General features: G+C 37.2%; 11 protein-coding genes. 10 read left to right on the top strand and 1 reads right to left on the bottom strand.

Annotation, left to right across the window (positions count from 1 at the left end):
* Window positions 1-183: 183 nt before the first annotated feature.
* From dnaX to rsmI, 9 genes are all read left to right on the top strand, one after another.
* A complete protein-coding gene (gene dnaX, locus M2919_RS05365) occupies window positions 184-1,905 on the top strand; it encodes a DNA polymerase III subunit gamma/tau (RefSeq protein WP_248848315.1) in 1,722 nt (573 codons plus the stop codon).
* Window positions 1,906-1,921: 16 nt separating this feature from the next.
* Complete coding sequence (locus M2919_RS05360; protein ID WP_023606682.1) at window positions 1,922-2,242, top strand: YbaB/EbfC family nucleoid-associated protein; 321 nt, start codon at window positions 1,922-1,924, stop codon at window positions 2,240-2,242.
* A gap of 70 nt (window positions 2,243-2,312) precedes the next feature.
* Entirely contained in the window at window positions 2,313-2,909 is a 597-nt protein-coding gene (gene recR, locus M2919_RS05355; protein ID WP_023606681.1) for a recombination mediator RecR, read from the top strand.
* Between the two features lie 68 nt (window positions 2,910-2,977).
* On the top strand, window positions 2,978-3,634 hold the full coding sequence (tmk, locus tag M2919_RS05350) for a dTMP kinase (RefSeq protein WP_248848314.1): 657 nt from the start codon (window positions 2,978-2,980) through the stop codon (window positions 3,632-3,634).
* Entirely contained in the window at window positions 3,631-3,960 is a 330-nt protein-coding gene (locus M2919_RS05345; protein ID WP_023606679.1) for a cyclic-di-AMP receptor, read from the top strand. Before tmk ends, M2919_RS05345 begins: the two co-directional genes overlap by 4 nt.
* Window positions 3,961-4,890 carry a DNA polymerase III subunit delta' gene (gene holB / locus M2919_RS05340; protein WP_248848313.1) on the top strand — a complete coding sequence of 310 codons (930 nt, stop codon included), beginning with the start codon at window positions 3,961-3,963 and terminating at the stop codon, window positions 4,888-4,890.
* Between the two features lie 14 nt (window positions 4,891-4,904).
* Window positions 4,905-5,705, top strand: a complete 801-nt coding sequence (locus M2919_RS05335; RefSeq protein ID WP_202585663.1) for a PSP1 domain-containing protein — start codon at window positions 4,905-4,907, stop codon at window positions 5,703-5,705.
* 14 nt (window positions 5,706-5,719) lie between these two features.
* Window positions 5,720-6,064: a DNA replication initiation control protein YabA gene (locus M2919_RS05330; protein ID WP_023606676.1), complete on the top strand. Its 345-nt coding sequence runs from the start codon at window positions 5,720-5,722 to the stop codon at window positions 6,062-6,064.
* A 45-nt stretch (window positions 6,065-6,109) separates the two neighbouring features.
* The gene (gene rsmI / locus M2919_RS05325) at window positions 6,110-6,991 is read left to right on the top strand and encodes a 16S rRNA (cytidine(1402)-2'-O)-methyltransferase (protein ID WP_248848312.1); all 882 of its coding nucleotides are present in this window, start codon (window positions 6,110-6,112) and stop codon (window positions 6,989-6,991) included.
* 93 nt (window positions 6,992-7,084) lie between these two features.
* On the opposite strand, the gene M2919_RS05320 is transcribed toward rsmI, so the two are convergent.
* Window positions 7,085-8,551 (bottom strand): AcpB/EbpR/MafR family transcriptional regulator, encoded by a 1,467-nt coding sequence (locus M2919_RS05320; RefSeq protein WP_248848311.1) that lies wholly within the window; start codon window positions 8,549-8,551, stop codon window positions 7,085-7,087.
* 286 nt (window positions 8,552-8,837) lie between these two features.
* Between M2919_RS05320 and M2919_RS05315 the strand changes: the two genes are divergently transcribed.
* Window positions 8,838-12,182, top strand: a complete 3,345-nt coding sequence (locus M2919_RS05315) for a SpaA isopeptide-forming pilin-related protein (protein ID WP_248848310.1) — start codon at window positions 8,838-8,840, stop codon at window positions 12,180-12,182.
* Window position 12,183 lies beyond the last annotated feature (1 nt).

Here is a 12,183-nt window from a genome sequence, read left to right as displayed (position 1 = left end):
TCAATTTGTTGTCTTAATTGTATCATATTTTAGAAAGAGTCGTTAGAAAGTGATAACCCTTTTTTATTTACAAAGTAAAATAGGTTAAAATAAAAAGAATGAATAAAATCGATAGACTCTCCTAGTATTGTGAAGAAAACTTTCGTATAATAGAAGAGACTGTTTAAGGGAGGAGAGGCAAATATGAGCTATCAAGCTTTATATCGCGTGTGGCGTTCTCAACGATTTGATGAGATTGTTGGACAACAAACTGTCACACAAACATTAAAAAATGCGCTCATCCATCACAAAACCTCTCACGCCTATTTATTTACAGGCCCACGAGGCACTGGGAAAACGAGTGCGGCAAAAATATTTGCTAAAGCGATTAACTGTCCCAATCAGGAGAATGGTGAACCATGTAATCAATGTGAAATTTGTCAGCAAATTACAGAAGGCAGTTTAAATGATGTGATTGAAATTGATGCGGCTAGTAACAATGGCGTTGAAGAAATTCGAGATATTCGTGAAAAAGTAAAATATGCCCCGACTCAAGCGCCTTATAAAGTTTATATCATTGATGAGGTTCATATGTTATCAACAGGTGCGTTTAATGCGCTACTGAAAACATTAGAAGAACCACCAAAAAATGTCGTTTTTATACTGGCTACGACCGAGCCACATAAGATACCAGCGACGATTATCTCTAGAACACAACGCTTTGACTTTAAGCGAATCCGAACGGAAGACATCGTCACGCATTTGCGTACGATTTTAGATAGCTTGAACTATGTTTATGAAGAACGAGGGTTATTTACGATTGCACGTGCAGCAAATGGTGGGATGCGTGATGCCTTAAGTTTACTAGACCAGACACTTTCTTTTTCTGAAGGAGAAATTACAGTTGCAGAAGCAGTTCAAGTAACAGGTAGTCTCACTCAGGAGATGATGGCGGACTATTTAACAAAATGTTATGAAGCGGACACAGAAGCTGCATTACAAGTTTTAGCTGATATCTTAGCAGAAGGGAAAGAGAGTCATCGCTTCATCGAAGATGTGTTGCTTTATTGTCGTGATTTGTTAATTCAACAACAGGCACCTGCTCTTTTAAAGGAAGAAGTAGGTGAAGTGACAGAAGAATTTCGTTTGTTAGCAGAACAAATTCCTTCCGCAACGCTCTATGACTATATTAGTATTTTAAACCAAACACAGAGTGAAATGCGTTTGTCTTCTCAACCACAAATCTATTTGGAAGTGGTAACAGTTAAATTAGCTCATACGCTGTTAGAGAAACCTCAAGCAAGTACACCGATAGCCGCTAATGAGTTAGCAACAAATGAAGAAATCAAGGAACTGCGTCAACAAATTTCTGAAATGAAAAAAACAATCAAAAAAATACAAACTTCAGGTGGCGATAAAACAGTACAGGAGCCAGTTAGAACTGTAAAAGCTAACTCGGTGACACCTTTTAGAGTTCCCAAAGATAGAGTTTATAAGGTGTTACAAGAAGCAACTCGTCAACATTTAGATTTATTAAAAGATAGTTGGCCAGATATGTTACAGACAGTTAGTGTGACACAGCGAGCGATGTTAAAAGCTAGTGAACCGGTGGCGGCTAGTGCAGAAGGGTTTGTGATAGCATTTGATTATGAAATCGTATGCCAGCGTGCAGTAGATGATGAAGAATTACTAGAGCAAATGAAGGAGAGCCTCCGTCGCCTTATTCAATATACAGGAAATCCTGTGATGATACCGCGTGAGGTATGGCCTCAATTACGTCAAGATTATATTCAACATCATCAAGGCGCTAAAGAGGATATAGCGGTTGAAGATGACATAACGACTGAACAAACTGCAGCAGATGAATTAGTCAAAACGGCGATTGAATTGTTCGGTGAAGATAAAGTAGAAATTATTGAAGAATAGAAAGGGAGTTATATAAATGATGCGTGGAATGGGAAATATGCAAGGCATGATGAAACAAGTACAAAAAATGCAAAAGGAAATGGTGGCTGCACAAGAAGCACTTGAGAAAAAAGAATTTGAAGGCCGCGCGGCGAATGACTTAGTCGTTGCTACGTTTACCGGTAACCGTCAATTAATTAATTTAGATATTAACGAAGAAATCATTGACCCTGAAGATCCAGACATGTTACAAGATATGATTTTAGTAGCGGTTAATGACGGATTGAGTCAAATTGCCACTGAAACAGAAAAAACAATGGGTAAATACACACAAGGAATGGGAATTCCTGGATTATAAGAGATGAAGCTAGGGCAAACACTGTTGTTTGACCTAGCTTTCTTTTAAAAGCCAAAGAAGGAGCGATAAAATGGAATATCCAACGCCAATAGCCAAACTAATCGAAAGCTATATGCGCTTGCCAGGAATTGGAGCGAAAACAGCCGCTCGATTAGCTTTTTTTACATTAGATATGCAAGAAGAAGAAGTCACAGAATTTGCCCGTTCTTTGATTAGTGTTAAGCGTGATTTACACTATTGCGAAGTATGTGGCAATATTACTGATCAGAAAAAATGTCAAATTTGTGAAGATGAAAGTCGTGATCAAACGACTATTTTAGTAGTAGAAGAGCCTAAAGATGTGATGTCAATGGAAAAAATGCGAGAATATCGCGGTTTATATCATGTACTTCATGGAGTCCTTTCACCAATGGATGGCACGGGGCCGGAAGATATTAATATGACATCGCTAATTCAACGTTTACAAGCAACGGATGTTGCAGAGGTGATTATCGCTACCAATGCCACTACAGAAGGTGAAGCCACCGCTATGTACTTATCACGCTTAATCAAACCAGCCGGCATTAAAGTCACACGTCTAGCACACGGACTTTCAGTTGGAAGTGATATCGAGTATGCGGATGAAATGACGTTATTAAGAGCGGTTGAAGGAAGACGAGAACTGTAGTTATCATGGACATAATCAGGATTATCAAGTAAACTTATGGTAAGAGTTATCAGAAAGGAAGCGGTGTTGTGGCAGGAATATTTATAACGATTGAAGGACCGGATGGGGCTGGTAAGACAAGCATGATACAAGAGCTTGTTCCAAGACTAGAGGAGACGTTGACATGTTCTGTCATGACAACAAGAGAGCCTGGCGGTATACCTATCTCTGAAGAAATCAGAGAGGTTATTTTAAATCCGCGCCACATCACGATGGATGAACGCACGGAAGCTTTACTTTATGCGGCAGCGCGTCGTCAACATCTTGTTGAAAAAATACTTCCGGCACTTGAAGCAGACAAACTAGTATTATGTGACCGTTTTGTGGATAGCTCTCTCGCGTATCAAGGGGTAGGACGCCGTATTGGTATGGAAGAAATTGCGGAGATTAATCATTTTGCAACAGAAGGCTTAAACCCACATTTAACTTTATATTTAGATGTCGATTCCGAAACAGGATTGAGACGTATTCAAAAAGGACGGTCGTTGTCAGAAATTAATCGCTTAGATAATGAAGATTTAGTTTTTCATCAACGAGTCAGACATGCTTATCTAGACTTAGCTGAAAAATATCCAGACAGAATTATCACGATTGATGCTAAACAATCTTTAGAAAAGGTTGTGGAAAAAGCTTATTCTGAGATTATGACCTATTTAACACAAAATGAAAGGATGGGAAGACGATGAAACTGATTTTAGCGATTGTACAAGATAAAGATAGCCAACGTTTATCCAATCGATTGGTAGAAGAAAATATCCGTGCTACAAAATTATCAACGACAGGTGGATTTTTAAAGTCGGGTAATAGTACGTTTATTGTAGGGATAGAAGATGAGCGTGTTGAAGATGTATTGGCAGTGATTAAAGATACATGTGAATCACGCGAACAGTTTATCACAGCGCCGGTTAGTCTAGACGCGACCTTTGATAGTCATATGGCGTACCCAATCGAAGTTCAAGTAGGCGGTGCGACCGTCTTTGTGTTACCAGTTGAAGGGTTTCATCAGTTTTAAATGAAGACGATACAAGAACGCCAGCCGGTAGTTTATCAAACGTTATTTAATGCATTAAAACATCACGCTTTGAGTCATGCGTACTTATTTGTAGGCGAATCGGGAACAGGCAAGCAGCCGACAGCTAATTGGTTAGCTAGTAGCTTTTTGTGTCAAGATAGTACGACACCCGTTGCTTGTGGAAACTGTTCAAGTTGTAAACGAATCCATGACCAACAACACCCAGATGTTCATCATTTACTACCTGAAGGACAATCTATCAAGGTGAATCAGATGCTGGCGATAAAATCACATCTTGGAAAAAGTGGGATGGAATCAGCTAAACAAGTGTTAATTGTGCATCAAACAGAGCGACTCACAACGGCTGCAGCGAACAGCTTGCTTAAATTTATTGAGGAACCAGAAGGCGAATTATTAGTTGTTTTTTTAACATCCAATCGCCAAAGTGTGCTTCCTACCATTCAATCACGCTGTCAAGTGGTTTATTTCCAGCAAATCCCCTCAGATGAATTAATGTCACAATTTATGTCGGAAGGGATGTTGAAAAAGCACGCAGTCTTGCTTGCAGAAATTGTGAACAGTACAGAGCAAGGATTAGCTTTGTATCAAGAAGAATGGTTCGAAGAAACAGTGACAATTATGGAAAAGTGGGCGGATTATTTATCAAAACGCGATCCATACGCGTTTGTTTACGTTCAGCAAAAAATCGTGCCTGTTTTTAAAGATAAGACACAGCAGTCTTGGCTTTTCACATGCTTAACAGCACATATAAAACAAACGTTTTTAACACAAATTTCCACACTTAGTCAAGAAGAAGAATACTTTTTTGTAAAGCTTCAAAACAGTGCATTAGACGCGACAAAAAAGTGGCAAGCCAATGTTAGCTTTCAAAATGTGTGTGAGCAATTAGCAGCCAAGATTACGAAGTAAAATAGGAGGTCAGTATGAAAAAAGTTGTAGGCGTACGTTTTCGACCAGTTGGCCGAATATATTATTTTACAGTAACAGATAATGAAGCATTAGGTTATGGGGACCGTGTGTTAGTCGAAACTGACCAACATAAAGAGCTAGGTTACATTGCCCTAACACCACGTGAAATGGCAGCGGAGGATTTACCTAAAAACTTAAAACCGGTGATACGAAAAGCGACTACCGCTGACCTTCAGCAAGAAGAACAAAATCAAAGAGATGCTCAAGAGGCGTTTGAAATTGGAAAAGAGAAGATACTTGCCCATCAATTGGAAATGAAATTAGTCGAAGTGCATTACGCTTTTGACCGTTCTAAAATGGTTTTTCAGTTTACGGCAGAAGGACGTATTGATTTTAGAGAGTTGGTAAGGGATTTAGCCGCTATCTTTAAAACACGCATTGAATTACGACAAATTGGCGTGCGTGATGAAGCGAAAATCTTAGGCGGTATCGGACCATGTGGGCGTCCCTTATGTTGCGCTACCTTTTTAGGTGATTTTATGCCTGTTTCAATTAAAATGGCAAAAGACCAAAATCTCTCGTTAAACCAAACTAAAATATCAGGAGTATGCGGTCGTTTAATGTGTTGCTTAAAATATGAAAATGACACATATGAAGAAGCTAAACGCGCTTTACCTGATTTTGGGAAAGAAGTAGAAACGCCTGATGGTAAAGGGCGTGTAGTAGGACTTAACTTACTGGATCGCGTTGTAAAGGTTAAACTTTATAAGAAAGCCATTGCGATGGATTATGACTATGAAGAATTAAAAGTATAAAAAGGAAGATTCCGATGGACAAACGAGCCTTATATGATGAATTTGGACAAATAGAATTGGATATAAAACAGTTACTGGACCGTTTGAATGAGATGAAACATTCTGCAGAAAAATTAATGGAGCAGAATGTGAATTTAGAAATTGAAAATCGTCACTTACGTGAGCGTTTACTTGAATATGAGGCAAATGAGTCAAAAGATGCAAGTGATGAACGACAAGGACTTTCAAAATCACGTTTAAACCTTGAGAAAATATATGAAGAAGGTTTTCACGTATGCAATGTGTGCTATGGAACGCGACGAGAAAATGATGAAGAATGTGCGTTTTGTTTAGATGTGATTTATGGAGAAAGAAAATAGCTGGGGGAGTGTTTACTCACCAGCTTTTTTTGAGGAGAGAGAAGAATGCAAGTACAAAAAAGTTATAAAGAACAGTCGGAGCTAGGCAGCTTATATTTGGTCCCGACACCTATTGGTAATTTGGAAGATATGAGTTATCGTGCAATTAAGACACTAAAAGCTGTCACTGTGATTGCAAGTGAAGATACACGTAATACTCAAAAATTATTAAATCACTTTGAGATAGATACGAAACAAATTAGTTTTCATACGCATAATACACAGCAACGCTTACCTGAATTATTAAATATGCTACTATTCGGTCAAGATATTGCACAAGTCAGTGATGCCGGTATGCCGTCTATTAGCGACCCTGGCTCTGAATTAGTTGCAGCCTGTATAGAGCATGGTATTAAAGTAATTTCATTACCCGGTGCAACAGCAGGTGTGACGGCTTTGATTGCGTCAGGACTTTCACCAGACCGCTTTACCTTTCATGGGTTTCCTCCTCGCAAAAAAAACGAACAGCTGCTTTTTTTTGAAGGATTGAAAGCTCAAACAACCACCCATATTTTATATGAATCACCTTATCGTTTGAAAAAAACACTGAACGTGATGAAAAATGTTTTTTCGGATAATCATCGCATCGTGATTTGTCGGGAATTAACTAAAATTCATGAGGAATATTTACGTGGAACCTTATCAGAAATTCATGCCTATATTGAAGAACATGAGATTAAAGGAGAATGTTGCCTGTTGATAGAAGGAGGCGAAATAGACACGGGAACGTCCCCCACTTTGAATAGCGAGTCATTAACTGTGGAAGAACATGTTCAGTTATTAATGACAGAAGAACAACTGTCCAGTAAAGAAGCCATTAAAAAAGTTGCGAAAGAACGCCAGTTACGAAAACAAGATGTTTATCGTATGGTCCATCAACGAGATTAAACGATATAGTGAGAAAAAAGTCCCCCTTTGTCACTCCAGCTAGCTGAAGTGATAAAGGGGGACTTTTATAGTATAAAAAAACCAAAATGCTTTTTAGCAAATATTTTGCACGTCTTTTTTTTGCTCAACAATCCGATTAAGATATTTTTTAAAGCGATATAACTCAATTTCCTGTGGACAATCATCAATATAAAAAACAGGCATTGTAGGATGCTGGATCTGGGTATTATTAATAATCATTAAATCATAGTCATCGGTATTCATAGTGGCATAGTCAGTCAGTGAAGCGATCGTAAAGTTTAGATGCTTTAATTCATCATAATTCAAGATATTTTTAATCATTCGTGCCGCAAAGTAACCATGATTTTTACCTAAGTCACTGACAACAAGTATTGATAATTTTGGCATGTAAAAGAGCAGTGAAGGTATTTCAATACATAACCAATAGATAACAGAGTGTCGATGAAGTTGTGGGTCTAATCCGATTTCTTCAGAAAGACAGTCGTACATCGCATTTAGAATTTGGAACAAAGAGGTATTACTTTTTTCGACTGTTTTTGAAAAATAGTAAAACCGATCAAAAAAAACAGAGGAAGGGGTCGTCGAGATTTTCTCTGTTAGATAGATTTGTTTGACTAATCGAACTAAAAATTCTTGTTGCTTATCGTTTAATTGAACAGATGTTTTTTCTCGCAACATTTTAGAGAATCGGAAAGCAGTCAATTCAATTCTGTCTCGCTCTTCTACATCTTCCCAGCCATGTACATGAGCATATATTACTTCATGTATTTGTTGAAATTGTTCTTGTTTAAGCGTTGGGAAGTAAGAGCGAATTGAAGAGACAGAAGCTTTTGTTACGTCTTCTAAAGGTTGAGCAAATTCTTTTGATTCGTTCGCAAAACCATGGTATTCCCTAAACAGCGAGACATAGTACAAAAATTGAAAAAAATAAAATTGTTGGTCATCATCTATTTCACTTTCACTAAAAATACAAGAAGTAATAACAGTTGCTATCTTTGGGAATATATCTGGATAAGGGACTTTTGCACCCGGAAAGATAAAAGATTCAAGTAAGAAAGCAGCGAAAAATTTTCGTAAGTCATCCTCTGTGTCTCCTTCTAAAAAAAAGCACGTTTGCCTTTGTCGAATATGAATAGGTAACGCTTCAAAGGCATCTTCTAATATGATTTGTGTCCGGTAAAGAGTGGAGCGACTGACATGTAATTTATCGGCATACTCAGTAAGTGTTTTATAAGGTTCAAAAAACATTAGCGTTAACCATTTTAAAGGAACAGACTCCGTAATGAGCTCGCCGATTATTTGTTGAAAGAGGGAATTGTTTTTAATTTTAATTTCGACTTTTTGTGAATCGGTGATACTTAAATTAAGTAAATGTCCCCACTTCGTTTCAATCAAAGATAAGTCTTGTTTGATCGTCGCTAGGCTGACGTTTAATTTTTCTGAGATGGTTTCTAATTTTATAGGTTTAGCATTTTCCTTTAATATAAGCAAGATATTATATTGACGATTAGATTGTGCATCTAAAAAATGATGAATCACGATAACCACTCCTTTTTTAATCGTACGTTAATCTTAAAAGGTGTTTTTTTTAAAAAAACTGAACAGACAAAATATATTTTGTTCATTAGAATATATAGAGTGCTAGTTTTTGAAGGGATATTTTAAAAGGATATAAATATTTCAAATTATTAAACACAAAAAAGATTATTATTAAAATTTATCATACCATAAACAGTAAAGGTTACGCTAATTTTTTGTTATGAAACCCTTTAAAATTAAGGGTTTGTTCAATAATTAACGTATAAAAAATGGAGGAAGAGATTTAATGGAGAAACATAAGTGGATAACCTATGTGAGTTTGCTGCTCTTATTAATGCAATCGGTTTTATCACCAGCGGCAGTTTTAGCAGAAACATTATCTAACACTCAGACAGAAACAACATTAGAGAATGTCTCATTGTCTTTGGTAGATAATGCAGGTATGGAAGTTAAAAAAATTGAAAAAGATCAAGAATATCGATTGAAGATTCAAGGTAAAATGAATGGGAATAATCTTCGTTTGACACTTAGTGAACCGTTTAACGTTTCTTCTAATAAAGAGATAGTGGTTTCGAATTCTAAAGGAGAGTTAATCGGTCAAGCACAAGCTGCTAAGCAACAAATCACGTTAGATGTCGAAAATATTGAAGATTTTGTAGATGACATCGTGTTTGAAGTACCAGTTAAATATCAACCATTAGAAGAGAAACAACAAGAAGTATTAACATTACATGGAGTAGAAACGAGACTCCCACTTAATGTTAAACTTCAATCACAAAATGATACAACTAAGGAAGAAGCAAACAAAGAGGACGACGTTAGTGACTCTGATGATGACGCCGCTCCCGAAGCTGAAGAAAATTTAAATTTAATAACTAGCGAAGAAGTTGGAGAAGATGAAATAAGTCAAGAAGAATTTACGTTTAATAGTGGTTCAAACAATAACTTCAGAAGTGCCCAACCCTCTCTCGAGAGATTTGATTTAAGAACCTATAAAGACTTGTTTGAATATGTAGATCAACAATCTTCACCTAAAGAAGAAAAAGGAATATATCCTAAACATCACAGTAATAATTACTTACTTCAAAATGGAAATGAAGCAGCCTATGAGGATAACAAAGAAATCACTACAAAAAACTTTCGCTTTGGGGAACATTACACGGGTAGCGGACCGGTAACGCAAAATATCTTAAAAGGAAATCTAAACTTTGCTAACGGCTATCATCACTACAATGTATCGAAAGCAAACGAAAACTTAGGAGTAGAAACGAAGAAAACCGTAAAACCTAGAGAAGATGACCCTACAAAATTTGATATACAATTAGATATTATAGGGGACGCTGTTAAAGAAAAGAAAAAAGTCGATGTTGTTTTTGTCATCGATAAATCTGCTAGTATGCATGTCGCAATGAATACGTCAACAAGATGGGGTGTTTTAACAGACGCGATGAAGACATTTTCCAATGGGCTCTTAAATGATCAAGATAACTATGATATTCAAATGGGCTTGGTGTCTTTTGGATCACAAGATAGACAAGTGTGGGGAATGTGGGGATGGAGATGGACAACTGACATTTTCTATGAGATTTCTAATTTTAAAAACAGTGGTAATCAATACTTCACCAAAAGTAGTCAACAGCTACTTAATAATGACTTGCTTACAATCCCCCCACCTGAGAGCTCTGGAACACCAACGTTTATTGGTGTAGATGCAGGGGCGAAACTCTTGATAGACTCAACAAAAGGAGCACGACCAGATGCCGAAAAGCATATAATTGTTTTGACAGATGGTATGGCAACATTTGGACCGAATAAACAAACATATATAACAACGTTACAAAGAAGTGGATATTTTGGTGAAAGAGATTACGAAGGTAATGGATCTGAGAATAGACCTACTGTGCCACTTAGAAGCCTCGCAAACCGTAATGCCGAGTACATTAGGAATATTTATAAAACCTTAGACGTTAACGATAAAAAATATTCTATAGCATTTGGTGTTAATAACGAAAATGCCAATACTGTATTGAGTGCAGCTGGACCGGATTTTCAGGGAAATGCTAATGATGCACAAGAACTAAATGAGGTTTTAAACATTATTAAAGGGAATATTTTAGAGCCAGAACCAGCTTTCGAGAAAGGTCAGATTGTAGATCCAATGAGTGAGTACGTTGACTTGGTGGAAGGCTCAGTTAAATCTTCTGCTTTGATTTTAGACGGAAGCAATGAACTGCGAGCTGTGGAAGCGACAGCTACCAATGCTCCACAATATGCAAAAGACGCAAAAATCGATTCACAAAACAATCAAATAAATGTCTCAAACCTTACCTTAAGTGCGAGTGCCAAATCAGGAGCGAAAGAATTGACACAACGGCACGGCTATCGTTTGAACTATACGGTGAAGTTAAAAGAAGACTATTACGATAATCAATTTTATCCGACAAACGGACCTACATTTGCTCAGACAGCCAATGAAACACAATCGTTTGGCTTTGCAGTGCCTTCTGTACGCGTCAGACCTGAAAAAGGCTCTCTCTTAGTGAAAAAAATCTGGGATGATCAAGAAAATGTTTGGCAAAAAAGACAAGATATCATTATACAATTACAACGACGTGAAAAAGGTAGTAATGGAAAATGGGAAGATGTTCCAGATCAGCGTGTTAGTCTATCGAAAGATAAGGCAGAAACAGTGTTTGAACATGAATTTAAAGAGGTTCTTTTCCGTTCGGGCAATAAACAATATGAGTATCGTGTAGAAGAACGAGTGAATGATAAAAATACAGGAGTTGCAGGTTATGAAAAACCAAAGTATTCACATGAGGCCATTGATCAAACGAAGTCGAACGAAACAATGACGGTGATCAATGAACTGAAGTACTTGCCTTTAGAACTTAAAAAAGTGGGACATGACGGCGAGACGCCTTTAGCTGATGTTGGTTTTACACTTTATGAAGAAGGAAGTCATGAGTCTATTGGAAAAGAAGTAACCTCAGATTCTAAAGGGAAAATTAATTTCGGCTCATTACCGATAGGAAGGTATGTATTAAAAGAAACAACACCTCTTATAGGCTACCAAGCTATGGAAGACATTCATTTCGAGATAGTTCAAGATGAAACTAGTCGTGAGTTGTCATTCAAGGGGTTACCTGAAAATAGCATTCTTGTAAATCGTTTGAAAGATTTCCAACTTCAAATTGAGAAAAAAGATCAGTATGGTCGACCTGTTCCTAATGTGACGTTTCAATTAAAAGGAAAAGATTATGACAAAAAACAAGCTGCCGACGAGTTGAGTGAAAAAGGCAATACGTTTACTTTTAAAGGGTTAAAGCCAGGTGAATACACATTAGAAGAAGTCGAAGTGAATTCTCACTATGTCTTACTTGAAAAACCTATTAAGATTGTCATTTCAGATATTGGAGAGGTTACAATAGATAATGAATTATTGCAAAATGTGCTGACGGAAGAAGGCAATATTATTCACCTTGAAGTCACGAATACGGCTAAAGGTATTTTACCCGCAACTGGCGGCACTGGGTATCAAACCTTCAAGAAAGTAGGCGCGATATTATTGGTGACGGGTATGATAGTTATGGGCTATTATCTATGGCGAAATCGTCAGGAGGTGGCTTAGC

This window comes from Vagococcus lutrae (assembly GCF_023299185.1).
Classification (GTDB): domain Bacteria; phylum Bacillota; class Bacilli; order Lactobacillales; family Vagococcaceae; genus Vagococcus_A; species Vagococcus_A lutrae.
Note: the sequence above shows the minus strand (reverse complement) of the source record. Positions and strands in the feature narration are given on the sequence as shown.

Bases quoted from the DNA above. Each gene is read 5' to 3' on its own strand.
- dnaX (WP_248848315.1), top strand. From the start codon at position 184: ATGAGCTATCAAGCTTTATATCGCGTGTGGCGTTCTCAACGATTTGAT.
- M2919_RS05360 (WP_023606682.1), top strand. From the start codon at position 1,922: ATGATGCGTGGAATGGGAAATATGCAAGGCATGATGAAACAAGTACAA.
- recR (WP_023606681.1), top strand. From the start codon at position 2,313: ATGGAATATCCAACGCCAATAGCCAAACTAATCGAAAGCTATATGCGC.
- M2919_RS05345 (WP_023606679.1), top strand. From the start codon at position 3,631: ATGAAACTGATTTTAGCGATTGTACAAGATAAAGATAGCCAACGTTTA.
- holB (WP_248848313.1), top strand. From the start codon at position 3,961: ATGAAGACGATACAAGAACGCCAGCCGGTAGTTTATCAAACGTTATTT.
- M2919_RS05335 (WP_202585663.1), top strand. From the start codon at position 4,905: ATGAAAAAAGTTGTAGGCGTACGTTTTCGACCAGTTGGCCGAATATAT.
- M2919_RS05330 (WP_023606676.1), top strand. From the start codon at position 5,720: ATGGACAAACGAGCCTTATATGATGAATTTGGACAAATAGAATTGGAT.
- rsmI (WP_248848312.1), top strand. From the start codon at position 6,110: ATGCAAGTACAAAAAAGTTATAAAGAACAGTCGGAGCTAGGCAGCTTA.
- M2919_RS05315 (WP_248848310.1), top strand. From the start codon at position 8,838: ATGGAGAAACATAAGTGGATAACCTATGTGAGTTTGCTGCTCTTATTA.